This is a genomic window from Brachybacterium sp. J153 (assembly GCF_036311905.1).
GTDB lineage: Bacteria > Actinomycetota > Actinomycetes > Actinomycetales > Dermabacteraceae > Brachybacterium.
Map to the genome: position 1 here is coordinate 1 of NZ_JAZDCH010000009.1, position 21791 is coordinate 21791.

15 protein-coding genes and 1 other RNA gene are annotated in these 21791 nt (G+C 73.5%); 6 read left to right on the forward strand and 10 right to left on the reverse strand.

Annotation, left to right across the window (positions count from 1 at the left end):
• Nucleotides 1–94: 94 nt before the first annotated feature.
• Nucleotides 95–1639 carry an alanine/glycine:cation symporter family protein gene (locus V1258_RS05065; protein WP_329748646.1) on the reverse strand — a complete coding sequence of 515 codons (1545 nt, stop codon included), beginning with the start codon at nt 1637–1639 and terminating at the stop codon, nt 95–97.
• A 230-nt stretch (nt 1640–1869) separates the two neighbouring features.
• On the opposite strand from V1258_RS05065, the gene ffs reads away from it, so the two are divergent.
• From ffs to V1258_RS05080, 3 genes are all read left to right on the forward strand, one after another.
• An RNA gene (gene ffs / locus V1258_RS05070) (signal recognition particle sRNA small type) lies at nt 1870–1966 on the forward strand.
• A 124-nt stretch (nt 1967–2090) separates the two neighbouring features.
• Nucleotides 2091–3050: a CPBP family intramembrane glutamic endopeptidase gene (locus V1258_RS05075; RefSeq protein WP_329748647.1), complete on the forward strand. Its 960-nt coding sequence runs from the start codon at nt 2091–2093 to the stop codon at nt 3048–3050.
• A 98-nt stretch (nt 3051–3148) separates the two neighbouring features.
• Nucleotides 3149–4567 carry a TIGR01777 family oxidoreductase gene (locus V1258_RS05080; RefSeq protein ID WP_329748648.1) on the forward strand — a complete coding sequence of 473 codons (1419 nt, stop codon included), beginning with the start codon at nt 3149–3151 and terminating at the stop codon, nt 4565–4567.
• A gap of 41 nt (nt 4568–4608) precedes the next feature.
• Here V1258_RS05080 and V1258_RS05085 read toward each other — a convergent pair whose 3' ends face one another.
• The 5 genes from V1258_RS05085 to V1258_RS05105 form a co-directional block, all read right to left on the reverse strand.
• On the reverse strand, nt 4609–5901 hold the full coding sequence (locus tag V1258_RS05085) for an MFS transporter (RefSeq protein ID WP_329748649.1): 1293 nt from the start codon (nt 5899–5901) through the stop codon (nt 4609–4611).
• Nucleotides 5902–6071: 170 nt separating this feature from the next.
• Nucleotides 6072–7574, reverse strand: a complete 1503-nt coding sequence (locus V1258_RS05090; protein ID WP_329748650.1) for a dicarboxylate/amino acid:cation symporter — start codon at nt 7572–7574, stop codon at nt 6072–6074.
• A gap of 214 nt (nt 7575–7788) precedes the next feature.
• Complete coding sequence (locus tag V1258_RS05095; RefSeq protein WP_329748651.1) at nt 7789–8070, reverse strand: type II toxin-antitoxin system prevent-host-death family antitoxin; 282 nt, start codon at nt 8068–8070, stop codon at nt 7789–7791.
• 186 nt (nt 8071–8256) lie between these two features.
• Nucleotides 8257–9408, reverse strand: a complete 1152-nt coding sequence (locus tag V1258_RS05100; RefSeq protein WP_329748652.1) for a WXG100 family type VII secretion target — start codon at nt 9406–9408, stop codon at nt 8257–8259.
• A 76-nt stretch (nt 9409–9484) separates the two neighbouring features.
• Nucleotides 9485–10885, reverse strand: coding sequence for a hypothetical protein (locus V1258_RS05105; RefSeq protein ID WP_329748653.1), 1401 nt, complete (start codon nt 10883–10885; stop codon nt 9485–9487).
• Between the two features lie 151 nt (nt 10886–11036).
• On the opposite strand from V1258_RS05105, the gene V1258_RS05110 reads away from it, so the two are divergent.
• Entirely contained in the window at nt 11037–14360 is a 3324-nt protein-coding gene (locus V1258_RS05110; protein WP_329748654.1) for a DNA polymerase III subunit gamma and tau, read from the forward strand.
• Nucleotides 14361–14473: 113 nt separating this feature from the next.
• On the opposite strand, the gene V1258_RS05115 is transcribed toward V1258_RS05110, so the two are convergent.
• Both V1258_RS05115 and V1258_RS05120 read right to left on the reverse strand, forming a co-directional pair.
• The gene (locus V1258_RS05115; protein WP_329746245.1) at nt 14474–15004 is read right to left on the reverse strand and encodes a transcriptional regulator; all 531 of its coding nucleotides are present in this window, start codon (nt 15002–15004) and stop codon (nt 14474–14476) included.
• A 209-nt stretch (nt 15005–15213) separates the two neighbouring features.
• A complete protein-coding gene (locus tag V1258_RS05120) occupies nt 15214–16527 on the reverse strand; it encodes a glycoside hydrolase family 125 protein (RefSeq protein ID WP_329748655.1) in 1314 nt (437 codons plus the stop codon).
• 246 nt (nt 16528–16773) lie between these two features.
• On the opposite strand from V1258_RS05120, the gene recR reads away from it, so the two are divergent.
• On the forward strand, nt 16774–17367 hold the full coding sequence (recR, locus tag V1258_RS05125; protein ID WP_329746247.1) for a recombination mediator RecR: 594 nt from the start codon (nt 16774–16776) through the stop codon (nt 17365–17367).
• A gap of 9 nt (nt 17368–17376) precedes the next feature.
• Nucleotides 17377–19116, forward strand: a complete 1740-nt coding sequence (locus V1258_RS05130) for a hypothetical protein (protein WP_329748656.1) — start codon at nt 17377–17379, stop codon at nt 19114–19116.
• 57 nt (nt 19117–19173) lie between these two features.
• Here the strand turns inward: V1258_RS05130 and V1258_RS05135 are convergent, their stop codons facing one another.
• Both V1258_RS05135 and V1258_RS05140 read right to left on the reverse strand, forming a co-directional pair.
• Nucleotides 19174–20433, reverse strand: a complete 1260-nt coding sequence (locus V1258_RS05135) for an ABC transporter permease (protein ID WP_329748657.1) — start codon at nt 20431–20433, stop codon at nt 19174–19176.
• Nucleotides 20433–21578 (reverse strand): ABC transporter ATP-binding protein, encoded by a 1146-nt coding sequence (locus V1258_RS05140; protein ID WP_329748658.1) that lies wholly within the window; start codon nt 21576–21578, stop codon nt 20433–20435. The genes V1258_RS05135 and V1258_RS05140 overlap by 1 nt, the downstream gene beginning before the upstream one ends.
• Nucleotides 21579–21791 lie beyond the last annotated feature (213 nt).

Below are 21791 nucleotides of genomic sequence, written 5' to 3' on the forward strand. Positions count from 1 at the left end.
CCCCCCTCACACGCCCCCCCCCCCCCAACACCCCCCCCCCCCCCCCCCCCCCCCCCCCCCCGCTCCGCTGTGCAGGGATCGCTCGGGAGCCGACTCAGCGGTCGGCGGCCTTCTTCTCGAGCTCGCCCCCGGTCTCGCCCTGGCGGACGAGCCCGTCGGCCCGCAGCTCCCAGAACTCGGCGTTCCGGATACCGAGCGGGCGCGGGTCGAACTGCGGGTCCTTTCCGGCCTTCTTCTGCTGCTGGTAGTCCTTCAGGGCCTTGAGAGCCGGGCCCTGCAGGATGAGGATCGCGACCACGTTCAGCCACGCCATCGCGCCGACGCCGATGTCGCCCAGCGCCCAGGCGTTGCCGGTGGTGGTCACCGAGCCGTAGACGACGGCCACGAGGATCAGCGCCTGCAGGAAGCGCACCAGGGCGCGACGTGCGGTGCGGTTGGGGATCCAGCGGTTGAGGTAGGTCAGGTTGACCTCGGCCATGTAGTAGTAGGCCACGATGGTGGTGAACGCGAAGAAGAACAGCGCGATCGCCACGAAGGTCGGGCCGAGTCCCTGGAAGACGGTCTCGAAACCGTTCTGGGCGAACTCGGGACCGTAGTCGGTGCCCTCGGGGACCGAGCCCTCGTAGATGAGCACCTCATCGGGGCCCTGGAACACCTGGTACATGTCGGTGGAGATGATCAGGAACGCGGTCGCGGTGCACACGAACAGGGTGTCGATGTAGACGGCGAAGGACTGCGCGAAGCCCTGCTTGGCGGGGTGCGAGACCTCGGCGGCGGCGGCCGCGTGAGGACCGGTACCCTGGCCCGCCTCGTTCGAGTAGAGGCCGCGCTTGACGCCCATCTCGATGGCCTTGCCGACGATCGCGCCGAACATGGCGTTGGCGCCGAAGGCGCTCGAGAAGATCAGCCCGAAGACGTGGGGGATCTGGTCGAAGTTCACGAAGAACACGATCGCTGCGGCGAGGATGTAGAGGATCGCCATCGCCGGCACGACGAGCACCGCGAAGTGGGCGATGCGCTTGACGCCGCCGATGATGATGAAGGCCAGCAGGATGACGACGCCGACGGCGGTCACCCAGTGGGGCAGGCCCCAGGCCTCGTAGGCCGCGGAGGCCATGCCGTTGCCCTGCACGCCCGGCAGGAAGAAGCACATGGCGATGACGGTGACGATCGAGAACACGATCGCGTAGACGAGGAACGCAGGGGCCGCCTTGGTGTGGCTGTAGGCCTTCTCGATGTAGTACGCGGGTCCGCCGCGGTACTCGCCGGTGTCCTTGTCCTTCTCCTTGTAGATCTGGCCGAGGGTGCACTCGATGAACGAGGTCGCGGCGCCGAGGAAGGCAATCAGCCACATCCAGAACACCGCGCCGGGGCCGCCGATGGCGATCGCGGTGGCGACACCGCCGATGTTGCCCATGCCGACACGGCCGGCGAGGGACATCATCAGCGATTGGAAGGACGAGGTGCCGTCGGGGGAGGCCTCGCCCCTCTTCAACTGGGAGAGCATGTCGGGGATGCAGCGCACCTGTAGGAACATCGTGCGCAGGGTGAAGAAGAGGCCGGTCAGCAGCAGCAGGCCCACCAGGGGGAGCGACCACACGAGGTTGTTGGCCCCGGTGATCAAGGTGTCGAAGAACATGGGGTCTCCAGGGGGACGGGGAAGGGGGAAGGTGGACGGTTCTCGGGCACGCCTGTGAGCCCGATCACCGACATCGCCGTGGGGGAACAGTAGCGCGTCGGGCGACGCCGGGCACGTCAACCCCTGTCCGTTATCCGACTGCAATGCGCGGACAACGCTCGGAATCGGTGAACCGGGTGACATCCGGCCGCTCCGACATGACGTGCTCGGGAGGCATCTGTAGAATCGAGCGCGACCCCTCGTGCGGTGTCATCTCGCTGAACTCCCCCAGGGCCTGACGGCAGCAAGGGCAGGTGGGCTCTGGCAGGTGCACGAGGGGTCGTTCAGTGCCCGGGGGTTTTCCCCACTCCGCGGAGGCGGACACCCCCGTTCTCGGGCCGGCAGGGTCGTTCCTAGCGTGGGCAGCGACGCGCAGCGCAGCAGGCGAGGCGCCCGCCCCCAGGAGCTCCCGTTGGCCTCGCTTCCCGCCGCCTCCCCGTCCTCCTCGACTCCCTCGACAGCCGTCGGCCGACGGGCCGTCCGACCCGTCCCGCCCGGCGCCCCACCGGACCTGCGCCGCGTCGGCCTCTTCTTCGCGATCTCGCTCGCCGTGACCACGGGTCTGTCGCTCCCCATCGCCCTCGGCGTCCTGCCGGCCGCCCTGCTGGGCCTCGTCGTGCCCCTCGCTCAGCTGTCCCCCCTGGTCGCGGCGCTGATCGTGCGACGCCGCGGCGAGCCCTGGTGGCGCTCGCTGGCGCTGTCGGTGCCGTCCTGGCCGCTGCTGCTGGTCGCCGTGCTCGGAGGCGCCGCGGCCTTCGCGCTCGTGCCCTTCGCCCGGGTGCTGATCGGGGTCGTCGCCGGGGTGCCGCTCGCGGCCGACGCCACCTCGCTCTCCGCCCTGCTGCTCGCCGTGCCGATGGTGTTGGTGATGCAGGCGATCTTCGCGATCGGCGAGGAGGCGGGCTGGCGCGGCTGGCTGCACACGCAGCTCGCACCCCTCGGCTTCTGGGGGTCGTCCCTGCTCATCGGGGCGATGTGGGCGCTCTGGCATCTGCCGATCGTGCTCGCCCTGGGTCTTGCGCCGCGGGAGGCCGTTGGCTATCTCGGCACGATCCTCGCCGTCGCGCCGCTGCTCGGCGCGCTGCGCGAGATCTCCGGTACGGCCTGGGCGGCCGTCTTCGGCCATGGCCTGCTGAACAGCGTCCGCGTCGCCATCGAGCAGAACGTGCTCGGGCCGCTCGACCCCGGCACCGCCTGGCTGCTGGACCTGACGTCCTGGGCGCTGTGGATCGGCGTGGCCTGGCTGGTCCTGCGCGTCGGCGCCTCGCTCGCCCCGGGCGCTCCGCGCGGCCTGGTCCCTCCGGGCTCTCCCGTCGCCGGTGGCGCGGCCCGCCCCGGCCCGGCCCTTCCGCCGCGCCCCCGGGATGCGTAACGTGGCCGGTCCACGTCCATGAGGTCGCGGCCGCATCCGCGGGACCGCGCGCCGTGCCCACCGGGCACCGGACCACGTCCCCGAGGTAGGGAGCCGCAGTGAGGATCGAGACCGTCCACCGGGTCGCGCAAGCGAAGTCCGACGTCCTGGCCTGGTACGACAGGCCCGGCGCGCTGGTCCGGCTCACTCCGCCCGGAATCGCCTCCGTCGAGGATCCGTCGGTCGGCGGCATGCGGGCCGGGCGGCTGGTCGGCGCCCGTCTGGGCCCCGCGCCGCTGCCGGCCCCTCTGCGTCCGCGGTGGGTGCTGCGCCACGTGGAGAGCGATCCCGTGGGTCACTTCGTGGACCAGCAGGTGAGCGGCCCCTGGCGTACCTGGCGGCACGAGCATCGCCTCGAGGCCGACGGCACCACGGGCGACACCAGCACCGCGGGCGAGACCGCCACCGCAGGCGAGGCCAGCACCGTGATCCGCGACAGCATCGAGGTCGAGCTTCCCCGGCACCTCGAGCGCCTCGCCCCGGTCGCCGAGTCGCAGATCCGTCGACTGCTCGCCTTCCGCGCCCGCCAGCTGCGCGACGATCTCGCCTTCCACGCCCGCTTCCGCGGCGTGCCCCGTCGCACGATCGCGATCACGGGCTCCTCGGGCCTGATCGGCACCCAGCTCGCGGCCCTGCTAGAGACCGGCGGGCACACCGTGCATCGCATGGTCCGACGGAGCGAAGTCGGCCCGGGGGAGATCTCCTGGGACCCCCGCGCCGGGGAGCTCGATGCGGCCGACCTCGAGGGCGTCGACGTGGTCATCAACCTCGCGGGCCGCTCGATCGCGACCCGCTGGACGCCCGACGCCCGGCGCGAGATCCGCGACTCCCGCCTAGACGGCACGGCGCTGATCGCCCGCACCCTCGCCGGGATGCGGGGCGGCCCGACGGCCCTGGTGCAGGCCTCGGCGATCGGCCTCTACGGGCCGCGCCGTCCGGGGGAGGTGCTCACCGAGTCCGATCCCGGCGGGGAGGGCTTCCTCGCCGATCTGGTGCGGGACTGGGAGGGGTCGACTCGCGCCGCGGACGACGCGGGTGTGCGCGTCGCCCACGTGCGCACCGGCCTCGCGCTGAGCGACGGGGGCGGCTCACTGCTGCCCCAGCTGCCGCTGTTCCTCGCCGGGGTGGGCGGGCGCCTCACCGCCGGCAGGGCCATGACCTCCTGGATCTCGCTCGACGACATCGTGCGGGTCTTCGCCCACGCCGCCCTGTCGGCCGATGTCGCCGGGCCGGTCAACGGCGTCGCCCCGCAGCCGGTCACCGCGCGCGAGTTCGCGCGCACGCTGGGGGAGGTGCTGCATCGCCCTGCGCTGGTGCCGGTGCCGTCGTTCGGGCCACGGCTCGCGCTCGGCGGCGCCGCGGCCGACGAGCTGATCCAGGTGGACCAGCAGGTCTCCTCGGCGCGGCTCGAGCAGAGCGGTTTCGTGCCCGCTCACGCGCGGCTCGAGGACGCCCTGCGTCACCTGCTGCGGCGCTGAGTCATCTGCTGCGACGCTGAATCATCTGCTGCGGCGCTGAGTCATCTGCCGCGGTGCTGAGGAGCTCCGGTGCCGCCGCTCAGCAGGGCGTTGACCACTCCCGCGAGCAGGACCAGCGCCGCCGCCGCGGCGGGCAGCAGCATCGCGGACGGGGACCCGGCGGACTCGGCGACCGCCCCGGTGAGGGCGGAGGCTCCCGACTGGCCCACGATCGTGGCGGAGCCCAGCATCGTCATCACCGTCGCCGAGCGGCCGTGGGGGCTGTGCTGGGCGGCGAGGCTGTAGAGGGTCACGACCGTCGGCCCGATGCCGATGCCCGCGAGCGCCATCGCCGCGACCACGCCGGTCGTCCCGTCGGCCGAGGCGAACAGGAGCATCGCCCCGAGCATCAGCGCGGAGGACACCAGCCACCGCGCGGGCAGCCGGAACCGCTCCGGCCAGAGCCCCACGGAGAGCGCGAGCACCGTGGAGCCGACGCCCATCACCCCGTAGAGCAGGCCCGCGGACTCGCCGCGCCCGAGGTCGCCGAGGAAGGCGGTCAGCGAGGTCAGGACCGTGCCGAAGAACAGTCCGACCCCGAGCGCGCCCGCCACGACCACGAGGATCGCGGGCGTGAACAGCTCCCGCGCGGGAGCCTGGTCGACGGACGCACGGCCGACGGGGGCCTGGGTGTCGTCGGCGGGCTGCGTGCGGGCGGTCGGGTGCAACGCGAAGGCGGTGACGAACACCAGGATCAGCACGGCGGCACCGATCATCGGAGCCGCGGGGGAGAGCGTCGTGGCCAGGAGGCCCACCACCACGGGGCCGAAGACGAAAGCGGTCTCGTCGACCGCGGACTCGTAGCCCATGGTCCCGTTCATCGCCCGGGCGCGGCGCTCCGCGGGCAGACGGGTGAGGATCAGCGCGACCAGCCGGCTGCGGGAGAACGGGCCGATCTGCGGGGCCGAGGCGCCGATCGCGAAGCCTGCCGCGAGCACGGCCGCATCGGGGAGCGGGCTGAAGGCGATCCAGGCGAGGGCCAGCAGTGCGAGCGCGTTGACGATCCCGGAGATCAGCAGGACGGGGCGCTGCCCGTAGCGGTCGGCGGCGGCGCCCAGCAGGGGGCCGACGAGAGCGGCACCCAGACCGACGACCGCCGAGTTGAGCCCGCCCAGTGCAATCGAGTCGCGGGCGGCGACGACCAGCGTCAGGGTGCCGACGACCATCATCGCGAAGGGGAAGCGGGCGAGGAAGGCGACCGGGAAGTACGAGGAGCCCGCGGCGGCGCGCAGGGTGGTGGGGCGCGTCGGCGGCGCGGTGGCCTCGGGGTGTGCGGCGGTGGGCGGCAGGGTCATGGGTCGGGGACCTCCTCGACGGTGGTGCCGCCTTGGACGGTCCGCATGACGGACCCGAGGTAGATGCACCCTGGAGCCCGCGGGGGCGGGCTGGATGGGGACGCGCCGAGTGTATTCAGCTCAGGCGGGGGTGGGCCAGGGCGCGGTGCCCGGACTCACCCCCGCCCGGATCAGACGCCCGCGGAGGCGGAGCGGCGCTCGCCGGGAGCGGTGTGCGCGTCGTGGACCGCGGTGTCGGAGGTGTCAGGGGACTCGCCCGCGTCGGCCCTGGCCTGCTCCACCTCCCCGGCTTCCTCTGCCTGGATGGCCTGGAAGGAGGTGCGACGGGTGGCGTCGTAGGCGCGCTGGTCGAGGATCTTCTCGCGCTTGGCGACGATCACGGCGACGAGGGACTGCCCGGTGACGTTCAGGGCGGTGCGGCCCATGTCGAGGATCGGGTCGATCGCGAGCAGCAGCCCGACGCCCTCGAGGGGGAGGCCCAGCGTGGACAGCGTCAGGGTGAGCATCACGGTCGCGCCGGTCATGCCCGCGGTCGCGGCCGAGCCCAGCACGGAGACGAGCACGATGAGCAGGTAGTCGGTGATGCCGAGCGGTACGCCGTAGAAGTTCGCGACGAAGATCGCGGCGAGCGCGGGGTAGATCGCGGCGCAGCCGTCCATCTTCGTGGTGGCGCCGAGCGGCACGGCGAAGGAGGCGTAGTGGCGGGGGACGCCCATGCGCTCGGTGACGGTCTGGGTCATCGGCATGGTGCCCAGCGAGCTGCGGGAGACGAAGCCGAGGGAGGTCGCCGGCCACACGCCGCGGAAGAAGGAGGCGATGGAGAGGCCGTTGACCTTCAGCAGCACCGGGTAGACGACCAGCAGCACGAGGAGCATGCCCACATAGACGTCGAGGGTGAACAGGCCGAGCTGGCCGATCGCGTCCCAGCCGTAGGAGGCGACGGCGTTGCCGAGCAGGCCGATGGTGCCGATCGGGGCGAGGCGGATGACCCACCACAGCAGCTTCTGCACGATCTCGAGGGCGGAGCCGGTGACCTTGAGGAAGGGCTCGGCCTTCTCGCCCACCTTGAGCACGGCGATGCCCACTGCGATCGAGATGACCAGGATCTGCAGGGCGTTGAAGCTCAGGGAGACGGAGCCGTCGTCACGGGTGGAGCCGGCGATGCCCAGGAAGTTCGAGGGGACCAGGCCGGTGAGGAAGTCGAGCCAGCCGCCCTGGGTGGAGGAGGCCTCGGCTGCGTCGGCGGACACGCCGGAGTTCGCGCCCGGGGAGGTGATCGCGCCGAGGGCGATGCCGATGGAGACGGCGATCAGCGAGGTGATCGCGAACCAGAGCAGGGTCTTCCAGGCCAGGCGCGCGGCGTTGGTGACATTGCGCAGATTGGCGATCGAGGTGACGATCGCGAGGAAGATTAGCGGCGGGACCAGGGCCTTCAGCAGCGTCACGAAGATCGTGCCGATGGTGTCCAGGGTGACGGCGAGCCAGTTCGCACCGTCGGGGTTCGAGTCGGTGGGGGCGACGGGACCGATCGCAGCGGCCGTCAGACCGAGGATCACGCCGAGGACGAGGCCCGCGAGGACCTGCCAGCCGAAGGGGATGCGGGCGATCGCGGCCAGCGGGTTGCGCCGGGCCGACGGGGTCGCCGTGGGGGAGGAGGTGGTGGGTGTGCTCACGGCCGAGAACGCTACCCAGCGGTGCGCTCGCTTTCAACATGATTGCTAGGGGATCACATTAGCGATGCTTTGGGGGTGCGGTCGCAGAGTGGCGCTGGTGCGTGCGTCGACGGGGTGTCCGCGCAGGTGCGCGTGGCTCATCGTGTCCACGCAGGCGCATGTGGCGGATCGGGTCCGTGCGGATGTGTCGCTGACCTCGGAGAGGCGTTGCGCGTCAGAGTCCCTCGAGGATGTCGAGGGCGTCCTCCAGGAGCTGCTCATCCCGGGACTTCGGGGGCCGGGTGTACGGCTCGTCGCCGAGTGCTTCGCAGGCCCGCTCGAAGAAGTCCGCGGAGACGAGCACGCCGCGCGGTCGGGCGCCGCGGCTCACGATTTTCACCGGCTGGTGGTTGGCGCGCTCGAGGAATTCGCTCAGTCGCGCACGGAACTCTGCGGTCGACACCACCGCGTTGCTCACCGCTGCCCGAGCGGCTGTCAGGAGGACCGGTGTGTTCATGAGAATGACCGTACATCATGTACATGATGTACCGGGATTCTTGCGAAGGGACCGGGGTCCGGTCCGGGCGGGCGCGGTGGGATCGGGTGGGCGAAGTGCGATCAGGCGGGCGCGGTGCGATCGTGCGGGCGCGTGGGATCGGGTGGGCGAAGTGCGATCGTGCGGGCCCGTCCCGATCGGCCGGGATCAGGTGAGGTTGTCCTGGAGGAACTTGTAGGCGGCGCCCCGCGAGTTGCCCGGGGTGACCTGATCGAAGAGCAGGGCGGCGGGTCCGCCGATCGTCTGACTCACCCCGACCCCGAAGCCGGTCTTCAGCAGGTTCCGGCCCAGTTCGCTCTCGACGCCGTGGGCGTCGGCGATGTCCGTGCCGAGCTGCTCGCCCGGCTCGGTGATCCCGACCTCGCGAGTCCTCTCCGTCAGGTACGCCTCGACACCGTCGAGCGGCGTGCCCTCGTTCCACTTGATGTCGGTGCCGAAGACGGTGTGCTCGTCCCCGAGGCGCGACGTGATCTCGCCCCCGATGAGGTCCGCCACGGTCAGACCGGGGATGGCCTCGAAAGCAGCCCGGTTCGTCTTCCACAGGACGGCCTCGGCGTCGCCCTCGCTCGCCGCCTTGCCGATCTCGTAGAGGTCCGGGATCACAGGGACCCCCTTCCGGGTCAGGTCGAACGCCTTCTTGGCGAACTTGGAGTCGTCGAACCAGTCCTTGGAGTTCGAGAGCCACTCCCCGGTCTTCTCGGTCCCCCACTCCCACCCCTTGGAGAGGGCCTCGGTGCCCCAGTTCTTCGCCCGCTCGAGCGGGTTGTTGCCGAGGATGAGGTCCAGGTTCTTCTCGACGAACCTGTTGAGGGGGTTGTCCGGCCCCAGCGGGGCGTTGATCGGGCCGAAGGGCGGGAACGGGGCGTCCTCGCCGAGGACCCGATCGAGCGGGCCGCCGTCCCGGAAGGGGTTGATCTTGTCGAGCGGACCACCCGGCCCGAACGGACCGCCGGGCCCGAAGGGCGAGAACGGACCGAACGGGGCGCCGATCGGGCCGAAGGGACCGAAGGGGAGCCCGGGGATCCCGGACCCGTCGCCCGACGAGGTGTCATCCTGCTCGTCGGCGTGCTCGAGGAGCTCGTCGGCCCGCTGACGCAGCGTCCGCAGGACCTCGCGCAGGCGCTGGCGGGCCTGGTCGCAGTCGGCGCGGAAGGCATCGGCGTCGGTCCCCACCCACGCGACCTGATGGGAGAGCGCGAGTGCGGCCTCGACCAGCTCCTCGAGCGTCGTCGCGCTCGTGGTGGTCAGCTCGCTCTGCTCGCGCACCTGCTCGGTGTCGGCCCCCAGGAATCCCGTCATGGTTGAGAAGGGTAGGGGGGCTCCGCGCCGGAGGACATGGGGAGAACTCCCCACCGCCGGGACCCCGGGGAGCGGCTCAGCGCGACGCGTCGGGGGCGTCGTCCGTCGGCCCCTCTTCGGACTCGGAGAACTCCGCGGGTTTCGGATCGAACGGGCTGCGTACCCGTGCCGAGGTGCCGGAGCGCGCCCGCGCCTTGTGGTCCACCCGCTGCATCGCCCAGACCGCGACGAGCAGACCGACCAGCACCAGCAGGGATACGACCGCCGGCCACTCCGGGAGCTCGTCCTGGGAGTACAGGCCGAGGCAGATCGACAGCACGAAGATCATCACGATCACCGCCGCGATCAGCCGGACCGCCGTGGTGTTGGCCCGTCGGTGCTCGGGGTCGGTGTCGAGCTCGTTCTCGCCGATCATCACGTCGGGCCGGAAGATCGCGACCGCCGGGATCACCACGAAGACGCTCGCCGCCAGGCCGCCCACCATCCCCATTCCCAACGCGGTGATCGCGCCGAGCCCCAGGAAACCGACCACCGGGGCGTCGGCCGCCACCAGGCCGTCGTCGCCGATCAGGGTGATGTGGTGGGTCGAGAAGCCGCGCCAGATCGGGGGCAGGAGGCTCACGAGCATCAGCGGCACGAAGACGACCACGGACACCAGGACCGGCACCGCCATCGTCAGCCGCAGCGAGTTCATGATCGGACCGATCTCGGCATCGAGCCGCCAGAGCGTCTCGACGACCGCCCACAGCATCGGCAGTACCGGGAGGAGGACGACAGCGATCGTCAGCAGCTCCGCCGTGTCCGGGTCGAACGGACGCAGCGAGAACAGCAGCAGGCAGACGAGGGAGGCGAGACCGCTGAGCACGATCAGCACCCGGGTGACCGGGGAGACGAGACGCGTCAGCCCGGAGTCCTTCGGGCCGGTCGCATAGCGGATGGGGCGTGGTTCCCGGAGCGGGCGGCCGGACGGCGACTCGCGGCCTTCGCGGTCCCTCCGCTGCAGCCGGCCGCGCACCGCGGGGCCGACGATCGCCACGGCCGCGGCGATGAGCGCGGCGGCCGCGAGGGCGACGGAGAGGACGAAGGGCGTGTCCTCGGGCAGGGGCATGGCGTGCCGCACCCGGAACAGAGCCCCCTGCCGGATCCCCTGGGCGTCGGCGAGGAGGAGGTCGAGGACCAACGAACCGCCGACGCCGATCGCGATCAGGAGCGGTCCGACCACATCACCCGCCCGCCAGGGCTCCCTGCCGCGCAGGCCGCGCAGTGCGAGCCAGCCCGCCCCGGCGAGCGCGAGGAGGTGCATCACGGCGATCACGGCGAAGGGAAGCCCGCCGTCGCTCCCCGCGGATGCGGCGATCAGGAAGGTCGCGGCGGGGACCAGGATCAGCAGGATCGGTCCCGTGAGCACCACGAGCAGGGGCCTGCGCTCGGAGGACGCGGGCCCTGTCGGCGGTGTGCGCGGCGAGGGCGGGGTCATGCCGAGGATGATTCCATGGGCAGCGCCCGAGCGGAGTCGTTCGCGCCGGGACTGTGGACTCGCCGGGGGTGTGGACAAGGACCGTTCCTCCCCAATGCCCGCTCGTCCCCATCCGGGCGTGGCTGTGGGCGGCCTCGACTAGCCTGTCGGGGTGGCCACCGCTCTGTACCGTCGTTACCGCCCGGAGTCCTTCGCCGAGGTGATCGGCCAGGACCACGTCACCACGCCCCTGCGGCGTGCGCTGCGCGCGGGACGGGTCGGCCACGCCTATCTGTTCTCGGGCCCGCGCGGCTGCGGCAAGACGACCTCCGCCCGCATCCTCGCCCGCTGCCTGAACTGCGCCGAGGGGCCGACGGACACCCCGTGCGGCACTTGCGACTCGTGTCGTGACCTGGCCCGCGGCGGCTCCGGCTCCCTCGACGTGGTGGAGATCGACGCGGCGAGCCACGGCGGTGTGGACGACGCCCGCGAGCTGCGCGAGCGCGCCTCCTTCGCCCCGGTCCGCGACCGCTTCAAGGTGTTCATCATCGACGAGGCCCACATGGTGACCTCGGCCGGCTTCAACGCGCTGCTGAAGCTCGTCGAGGAGCCGCCGGACCACGTGAAGTTCGTCTTCGCGACGACCGAGCCGGACAAGGTCATCGGCACCATCCGCTCCCGTACCCACCACTATCCGTTCCGGCTGATCCCGCCGCAGATCCTCGGCCCGTACCTCGAGGAGGTCTGCCAGGCGGAGTCCGTGCAGGTCGGTGAGGGAGTGATGCCGCTGGTGGTCCGGGCGGGCGGCGGCTCGGCCCGTGACTCGATGTCGGTGCTGGACCAGCTGATGGCCGGCGCGGGGGAGGACGGTCTCGACTTCCCGACCGCGATCGCGCTGCTCGGCTTCACCGACACGGCGCTGCTGGACACGGCGATCACCGCGGTCGCGGAGCGGGACGCCGCGGCGCTCTACGGAGCGGTCGAGCAGGTGCTCGCGACCGGTCACGAGCCGCGCCGCTTCGTGGAGGACCTCCTGGAGCGGATGCGCGATCTGATCGTGCTCGCCGCCGTCCCGGATCGCGGCGCGGATCTCCTGCCGCAGGTCCCGGCCGACGAGCTCGAGCGCATGCGCCAGCAGGCGACCCTCTTCTCTCCGGCCGACCTCTCGCTGTGCGGCGATCTCGTGCACGAGACCCTCTCGACGATGTCGGGCGCGACCTCGCCGCGCCTCCACCTCGAGCTGCTGGCCGCGCGACTGGTGCTGCGCGACGAGCGGGCGGGTGCGGTCGCCGCGGCGCCGACGGGCGGAGCTCCCGCGGGCACCGGTTCCCGCGGAGGCGCAGCGGGCGGGCCGGGAGCCGCCGGTGGGCCGACGCGCGGAGGGGCTCCCGCCGGGCCCGCTCCGGCCGACGCCGGAGGTGGAGCTCCCGCCGGCGGTGGCCGGGAGGAGGCGCGGCGTATCGCGCAGGAGCGCGCCACCGCATCCCGGCAGGCCCGCGGAGGTCGGCCGGCAGGGGAGCCCGCCCAGCGGACCGAGCAGGCGGCCGCCCCGCAGCAGCGGCCCGCCGAGCAGGGCGGCAGCGGATGGGGCGATATCGCGACCGCGCGACCCGGTGTGGGCGCGTCCCGTCCCGAGCAGCAGACCCCGCCCCCGGCAGCGCCCGCTGCGGGATCCGGGACTCCGGGGGAGGCGCCGGGGCGGCCTGCCGAGGTGCCGTCCGGCGCCGCACGGTCCGCGGGGCCGCAGCCGGGGACGTCGCAGGAGTCGGCCGCAGAGGACGCGGCGCCGCAGGGTGCCGCGCCGCAGGGTGCCGCGCCGAGCGGCGACGGCCTTGACGAGCAGGAGGTCCGCGGCCGCTGGGGCGCGATCCTCGACGAGCTGCAGCAGATCCGTCGGCCGGCCTGGGCGCTCATCGCGCAGAACGCCCAGCTCAATGCCGTCCGCGGGCGTTCCCTGGTGATCGGCTTCCGCACCGACGGGCTCCTCGCTGCGTACCACCGCGGCACGGCGCCGCAGAACCTGGCCGACGCCGCACGGCGCGTGCTCGGGGGCGACGTCGCGGTGGAGGCCGTGGTCGGGGAGGGCCCCGGCAACGGTGGCCCGACCGAGGGAGGCCCTGCTGGCGGCGGTCCGGCCGGCGGCCCGGCCGGGGGCGCGCCCGCTGGCGGTGGCTCTGCCGGTGGTCCGACTGGCGGCGCACCTGCTGGCGGTGGCTCTGCCGGTGGTCCTGCCGGGGGTGGCCCGTCGCAGCCGGCCGGCCCCGCCCCCTCCCCGCGCGATGAGCACGGTCCCGGGCGGGCACCCCGCGCCCGGAGCGAAGCCGCGGCCGCGCAGGATCCGCGGGGCGGCAGCGCTCCCTGGGGCGACTCGGCGCCCGGTCCCTCGCGTCCCGACGCCCGGAGGAGCCCCGCTCCCGCAGCAGCCTCGGAGGATTTCCCCCCGGAGCCGGAGGACCCCTTCCCGCCGGACCCCGAGGACGACTACCCGCCCCATGACGCCGACGACGCCCGGCTGAGCGAGCGCCGTCCCGCGGCCCCGGCGACGGACGCGACAGCGGCGGCTGATGCCTCGGCGTCCGTCAAACCGCGGTGGGCCGACCTGCTCGAACGCCATGGCGGCAGCGTCGACGAGGAGTCCGGTCCCGGGAACGCCGCCTCCGCGGTGCCCGCCGGCGAGGTGCTCGAGGTCGAGGACGAGGGACGCGACTCCGTCCCCGACGGCGAACCGCGCACCCATGGCCAGGCGGCTCTGCGCCGCGCGCTCGCCGAGGGCCGCGTGGTCCGCTCGCTGCCCCCGTCGGGCGGCTCCACCTCCGGCGACTCCACCGCCGGAGGCGCCACCGTCGGCGGACCCGCCGGCGCGGCTACCGCCGCGGACGACCAGGGCGCGCCGTCGTGGGGCGGCCCCGCGCCCGACGAGTGGTCTGCGGTCGATGCGCACTCCGGCCCCGCGAGCCCATCCAGCGGCCCCTCTCCGATGAGCCCGAGCAGCCCCGTCGGTGCGGACAGCCCCGCGTCGCCGCTGAGCCCCGAGTCGCCGAAGAGCCCCGACGATTCGGGGTCGGACGGTCCGCCCGTGGACGGACAGTCTGCAGCCCAGGCGCCCTCCGCTGCAGCCCGCGCGGCCGCCTCGTGGGGCACGGCCGGGATCGCCGCTGCGGGCGACCCCGCACCGCAGGCGGCGGCTGCATCTGCGGCGGCGCCTGCACCGGCGACTGCGTCGGCGGCACCGTCGGCACCCGCGGATCGGGCCCCCGTTCCTCGCAGCGGCGCCGCGCTCGTGCGGGAGGCGGCATTGGCCTCGCGCACCGCGAACCAGCAGCGAGGTCGGGTCGGTCGAGCCGGCGCTCAGCCCGAGCCGGAGGTCGACCCCACCGGCGGCGCCTCGCGCGACGACGAGGACGCGGAGGTGACCTCGCGCAGCGGCCGGGAGGTGATCGAGAGCGTGCTCGGCGGCCGGGTCCTCGAGGTCATCGACGAGACCCCGCAGATGTGACCCCGCCGCCGCGGGCTCTCCCACGGCCGCGGACTCAGCCGCCGCCGCGGGCTCGGCCCCGGCGGGTTCAGCCCTGGTGAGCGCAGGCCCCTGCGAACCTTGCCGCCGCGAACTCAGCCCTCGCGGGGCACGAGCAGGCTGAACAGGTCCGTGCGCAGGTGCGCCGGGTTGGTGTCCGGCGTCGGCTCGGTCACGTACATCTCCCAGAACGGGTAAGTCATCTGCTCCTCGGACTCGCCGATGTCCTCGGTGAAGGAGCCCCAGGCCTCGGCGAGCCCGCCGTAGCTGCCCACGTGGCTGATCCAGCCGATGCGTCCCGCCGGCAGCACCGACCCGACCACCTCGAAGCCGTTCGGCAGCGTGATCCCCTCCGTCAGCGGACGGTCCACGGGCAGCCCCACCTCGAGATCGGCGGTCTGCACGGGCGCCCGGTGATGCAGCGAGAACGCGGGGCCGATCGGGGCGATCCCCGCTTCGGCGAGCGCCGACACCAGGTGCGAGAAGGTGCCGTCCATCAGGTCGGGCATCTCGAACATCGGGAAGTCCCGGCGCCGCACCACCGCGGTCGGGACCTCCGGCGCGGTCGTCACCTGGGTCTCGGCGGCCGGATCGGCGGCGTCGTACGGGGGCGGCAGCGGGGTCATCGAGGCGGTTCCTGTTCGGGAGATGGGCTCGGGCTGAGGCGCTCCGAGTCACGGACGCGACCGACCGTACCCCTCTGCGCTGAGGAGCGCACCAGCCGACGGTCGACGGCCCCGCGACCTCCGTCGACCGCCTGGGCCGGCCCTGTGAGCGCGCCGCCCCTGCGCGGCGCGCCCGCGCCGGGATCGAGCGCCTCGTGTCGGCCCGCCGCTCAGCGGTGCACGCCCGCCAGATCCAGCGCGAGCTCGCAGAACATCGAGTTCGACCAGGAGAACCACTCGCGGGTGAACCGCGTCGGATCGTCCACGTGCACGCCCTCGTGCATCATCCCGGTGCCGCCGTCGGTCGCGATGAGCGTCTCCAGGATCGCGAGGCGCTCCGCATCGTCCGCCGAGGTCAGGCCCTCGACGCACTTCGCGATCGGCCACACGTGGTTCGGCGGGGTGTGCGGGGAGCCGACGCCGCGCAGCTGCGCGCCCTCGTAGTAGTAGGGGTTCGCGCCGGACAGCACCGCGGCGCGCGTGGCGACGTACACCGGGTCCGACGCCTCGGCGCAGTCCAGGTACGGCAGGCCCAGCAGGCTCGGCACGTTCGCGTCGTCGAGGAACACGTGGTTCCCGCGACCGTCGACCTCGTACGCCCAGATCCGTCGCCCGTCGGGCCCGTCGATCTGACCGTGCGCCGCGAGCGCCTCCCGGATCTCCGCGCTCAGCCGCCGCGCCTCCGCGGCCTCGTCCCCCTCGCCCGCGACCTGCTCGAGCAGGTCGCCGAGCCGCTCCAGCGCGAGGGCGAGGAAGTGGTTCCCGGGGATGTTGTAGCCCAGCTCGCAGGCGTCGTCGGACGGCCGGAACCCGGCCCAGACCAGGCCGTTCGGTGCGGTGAGCGAGCCGCGGCCGTCCCGGGCGAGGGTGTCCTGGGCGGGCACCCCGGCGCGGCGGAAGCGGTAGGTCGAGCGCTCCTCGTGATGCTGCTCCGTGCGGACCGTCTCCAGGATCGTGCGCGCCGCCGCCACGAACTGCTCCCCGGCCCAGCTGGTGTCGCCCGTCGCCCGCCACAGCCGCCACGCGAGGTCCGGCCCGTAGGAGAGCGAGTCGAGCTCGAACTTCCGCTCCCACGCCCACGGGTTCTCGCGGTCGGTGTCATCGGAGTCCCAGTGCGAGGCGTCCGGCCGACGGTTGAAGGAGTTCGCATACGGGTCCAGGACGATCTGCTGCCACTGCCGACGCAGCAGGCCCGCGAGCAGATCCACCAGCACCGCCCGGTCCTCTTCGGGGCCGACCCCGGCCGCAACCAGGCGCAGCAGAGGGGTGAGCTGCGCGGCGGAGTCCCGCAGCCACATCGCGGGGATGTCCCCGGTGATCACGAACGTGGTGCCGTCCTCGTCGACGCTCACCGTGGTCTCGGAGGTGTTGCGCAGGTAGGCGACGACGCGGTCGGCGATCTCGCGGCCCGCGGGCGCGTCGCCGAGCCCGGTCAGGACCCGCTCGTGCACGGCGTCCAGCAGGGCGGAGGGCAGGTGGACCATGGTTCTCCTCGGGCGATCCGCGGGGTGCAGGGCCACTCCGGCCGACGGCTCCCGGGAGGGCGGCGTCGGGCGGTGGATCTGCGGGGTGCGGTCAGCGTAGCCGGTTTCCTCCGGGCGATGGACTAAATCGCGGGGATAGGACGCAGGCACGCTTCGCCCGCCGCTGCGCCCGATGCCGCGCACCACACATCCACACCCGGTCCCCGTCGGCCGCCGCCGTCGGTGCCGATGACTACAGTTGAGGCCGTGTACGAAGGCATCGTCCAGGACCTCATCGACGAGCTCGGCAGGCTGCCGGGCATCGGCCCCAAGTCGGCGCAGCGGATCGCATTCCATCTGCTGGACGCCGACGAGGCCTCCGTGCGCCGTCTCGCGGAGGTCCTGATCACGGTCAAGGACACCGTGCGCTTCTGCGAGATCTGCGGGAACGTCTCGGCCGACGAGCGCTGCCGCATCTGCGCGGACGCCCGCCGCAGCGACGAGGTGATCTGCGTGGTCGAGGAGTCCAAGGACATCGTGGCCATCGAGCGGATCCGCGAGTTCCGCGGCCGCTACCACGTGCTCGGCGGCGCGATCGACCCGATCGGCGGCGTCGGCCCGAACGACCTGCGCATCACCCAGCTGATGAGCCGTCTCGGCTCCGGGGAGACCCAGGAGGTCATCCTCGCCCTCGATCCCAACATCGAGGGGGAGGCCACCGCCGCCTACCTCTCCCGCCTGCTCGCCCCGCTCGAGCTGACCGTCACCCGCCTCGCCTCCGGCCTGCCCGTCGGCGGCGACCTCGACTACGCCGACGAGATGACCCTGGGGCGCGCCTTCCTGGGCCGCCGCACCGTCTGAGAGAGCCCGATGACCTCGCCGTCGGACCGCGCACTGCCACCCCTGCGGGACCTGCCCCCGCCGCCGCGCCTGCCCCGCGAGGACACCACGCTCCTCCCGCCGACGGAGATCCTGCTCGAGTCCCGCCGCGCCCTCACCGGGCGCCTGCTGCGCCGCTCCTGGGCGCCGGGACTGGTGCTGCTGGGGCTCTGGCTGGTGTTCGTGCTGCTGTACGTGTGGGGGGCGGCGCCGACCTTCTGGGCCTTCGCGCTCCTCTTCGCGATCGGGGACGCCGCCTATCTCCGTGCGACCCTCTTCGGGCTGGGCTTCAGCCCGAGCGGGCTGTGGGCGGCGCTGCTGCTCATCCCCCCGATCGCGACGCTGGCCAGCGCGGTGCTGCTGCCGGTCGCGAGCTCGCGGATCGCCGCCCTCGAGCCGCGCCGCTTCCTCTCCGAGGAGTCCTTCCAGAAGGCCGTGCGGGATCTCGCGACCGCGGCCGTGATGGCGCCGCCGGTGCTGGCCCTGCTGCTCGTGCCGCTGCTCGCGGCCGTGGGCGTGCCGCAGCCGTGGGCGGGGGTCGGCGCCGGGCAGCTGACCGCGCTGAGCCTCGCCCTGCTCGCCGTGATGGGGGCGTGGCTGCTGGTGCGCCGACTGCTCTCCGCGCCGCGTCTCCTCGGCGTCGAGCCGTACGCGGCGATCGAGGTCACCGCGCGGATCGGTCGGGACCCCGTCGCGCGCCGCACCGCCGCTCGCCGGGTCCTCGCGCAGGATCGTCGCCACCTCCCGCCCGTCCCCGGCACCCCCGAGGCGGGCGCCGGGCTCAGCCCGCGCGGCATGGCCCGGTCCCTCGCCGTGATCGGCCGCTCGACGCTCACCTGGGTGCTGCCTGCCGCCGGGGTGCTGGGCTGGCTGGTGTTCGGGATCGCCGACGCCGTCTCGATGTTCACCCGTCTCTCGATCGACGACCTCGCCGCCCTCGAACCCATCCTGACCTGGGAGATCATCGCGCTAGGCACGCCGCTGCTGGGCCTGGTCGTGCTCGGGCTGAGCCTCGTCCCGGGTGTGGCGGTGCGGTTCGCCGAGGGGGCGCGGGCCGAGGTGATCGACGAGCGCACCTATCGCGAGTGGGTCCATCGCGCCCGCGTGAACCCGTGGGAGGCGCGGGCGGTCACGCTCTCGGGGGTGCTCGCGGCGCTCGTGGCGCTGCTCGGGCTCGTCGCCGCCGGCACGGGCGTCGCACTCCTCGGGGTCGGCACCCCGCTGATCTGGACGGCCCTGGTCATGGCGGCGCTCGTGCTCGTGCCGCTGCTCGGCGGCGGCGCCGCGCACTCGCTGCGCTCGGGGCTGCGGTACGTGCTCTACGGGCCGGCCGGCGACGTCATGCGCCGTGAGACCCCGCACGCCCTGGTCGCCCCCGATCTCGGCACCCGCACCGACCGCGCCCAGGATCCGGCCGTCCGCGCTGCGCTGCGCAAGCGCCTGCAGGCCCAGGGCGGGGATCACGCGCTGGAGATCTTCGACCTGGACGCCGCGGGGGAGCGGCTGTGGGTCGACGACTCCGCCCCCGGCGCCCGGCCCACCGAGGTGCGCGCGGCCGATCTCGGCGCGGGACATCTGCCCGACTTCGGGGCGGGGGACGGGTCGGGGTCCGGTGGGGTCGCCGCCGCGGGCTACGGCACGGCGGAACCGTTGGCGGGCGGGCGCCGGCGGGACGCCGACGGCGGCGAGCACCAGGTCCCGGAGTCGACGACCGGGCTGCGCGAGCTCTGAGCCGCGGGCCCGTCGGCCCAGCCGCGGGCCCGTCGGCCGGACCGCGGGCCCACCCGCTCAGGCGATCCGGGTCCCCGCGCCGAGACGACGGATCGGCACCCGCAGCCGGAGCACCGCGACGGTGAGCGAGGCGGCCGCGGCGAGGATCCACAGGCCGAAGCCCATCGGCCACAGCGGCCGGTTCTGCGCCGAGCCGAGGTCGGTCGGATAACCGGGGGTGTCCGATGAGCAGCTGACGAAGTGGCTCGGATGCAGGGGCGTCGCCGCGGTGCGCATTCCGAGTTTCGTCAGCGTGAGCACGTCGGCCCGCGACCCGTCGGCCTCGTCGTTCCACCAGTCCGTGCCCAGGGTGGGAGCGGCCTCGGCGAGCAGCACCACGGGATTGCCCCACATGAGCGGCATCGTGAGGTCCAGACGCAGCACCGTGCGCTCCTCCTCCTGCTCGATGCACTGCATCTCGGCGGGGCTCGAGCCGTCCTCCGGCCAGTTCTCGTAGTCGTACGTCCAGGTGGTCACGGTGCGCTCCTCCGCGAGGACGGCCGCGCTGGTGCCCCACACGATCGGCAGCACCGCGGTCACCCCGAAGACGATCACGTAGGCGAGCACGACCGAGCCGAGCTGGCGCTGCGTGATCGCCGAGAGGCCCAGGCCCACCGCGGTGACGCACAGCGTCAGCAGCGCGATCACCACCACGAGCCGCAGCGCGTAGAGGGGGGCGATCCCGCCGAGCAACATCGTCGGCAGCACCGACGGCAGGGCGAGCACGAGGAAGGCGAGCCCCGTGACCCAGCCCGCGATGAGCTTGCCGAGCACGATCTCGAGCGGGCTGACCAGGCTCGCCTGCAGGATCGCGAGAGTCCCGGCGGAGCGGTCGCCGTTGAGGGATCCGGCGGACAGCGCCGGCACCACCAGCAGCATGGCGGCGAGCACCAGCATGGCCTGCAGGCTGAAGGTGATCGAGGCGATCCAGCGCACCTCCGACCAGCCCGAGGAGAGCATCGTCGGCACGAGCGCGACCCCGCCGAGGCCGAGCAGGATCAGCGTCCACACCCCGAGCGCGACGTACCACTTCCGCGAGCGGATCCGCTGGCGCAGCTCGAGCGAGGTCACCAGGCGCAGACCGCGCAGGCGCAGGGACAGCGTCCCGTTCAGCGGGGCGTTGCGGGGAGGGGGCGGGGCGGCGTGCGGCTGCGGAGCCGACGGGTGGGCTGCCGACGGGTGCGGGGCCGACGGCTGCGGGGCCGACGGCTGCTGGGCCGACGGGTGCGGCGCGGCGGGCTGCTGCGCGGGCTGCTGGGGGTTCTGCGGCTGGCTCATCACAGGGCTCCTTCGCGGCGGGCGGCATGGGAAGCGAGATAGGCCGCCTCGAGACGGCCGGTCTCCGGGGCGAAGCCGATCACGCGGGCGTCGGCGCCGACGAGATCCGCGAGCAGGCGCGCCGCCGTCGCCTCGTCGGGGAGGGTCACGCGGGCCTCGGCATGGCCGCTCGGTGTGCGATCCGGAGGGGTCACCCCGCCGTGGCGCACGCCGAGGCGGCGCAGGGCGCCATCGAGCGCTGCGGCGTCGAGCGAGGAGATGCGCCACGGCCGGGCGAGCCGGGCCAGGTCCTTCACGGACGAGGAGGTCACGGCGCGTCCCGCGTCCATCAGCACCACGTGGTCGGCCATCTCCTCGAGCTCGGAGAGGATGTGGCTGGAGACCAGCACGGTCGTGCCGGACTCGGCGAGGGAGCGGACCACGCGCAGCAGGCGTCGGCGCGAGGCGGGGTCCAGGCCCGAGGCCGGCTCGTCCAGGATCAGCACCCGCGGCTCGTGCACCAGGGCGCGGGCGAGTCCGAGCCGCTGCTTCTGCCCGCGCGAGAGGACATGGGCGGGCTGCGCCGCGAGGGTGTCGAGGTCCAGCAGGTGCAGCAGCTCGTCGACCCGTCGGCGCAGGCGGTCCGCCGGCAGGAAGTACGCGCGACCCATCACCTCGAGCACCTCGCCGACGCGCAGCGAGTCCCAGGCCCCGAACTGGTCCGGCATCCAGCCCACCGCGGCGCGCACCGCGGGCGAGTCGTGCGCCGGGTCGACGCCGTCCACGAGCACTCGCCCGGAGTCCGGGGCGAGGAGCGAGGCGAGCATGAGCATGAGCGTCGACTTGCCGCAGCCGTTGGGGCCGACGAGCGCGGTCACCGCCCCGCGCGGCGCGGTGAAGGTCAGGTCGGAGACCGCCTGCACGCTGCCGAAAGCCCGGCTGACGTGCTCGACGACGATGCCGGAGGCCGTTGCCGGGCCCGGCTCGGGGCCGACGCCGGGAGCCGCTGCCGTGGGACCGGCGGACGTCGGTCCCCCGGCCCAGCCGTACCCGTCGGCGGGCAACGGCCCCCCGGCCCAGCCGTACCCGTCGGCCGCACCGACCCCTGACTGATCCCCCTGGGATCCTCGCGCCCAGCCCCCGGGTGAGGATGTGTTCTGTGTCATGGGCTCACCCTTGCACGGGCGGGCGCGCTCCGGGCCCCTCGCGCGGGCACGTTCCGGGCACGATCTGTGGCGGATTCGTGGAGGGCGGCGCCGACGCACCGGGGCCCGGCGGCGCCGGCGCACCGGGGTTCGGCGGCGCCGTCGGCACGGGGTGGAGCCGGCTCGGGGAGGAGCCGGCTCGGGGAGGAGCCGACTTGGGATGGAGCCGGCTCG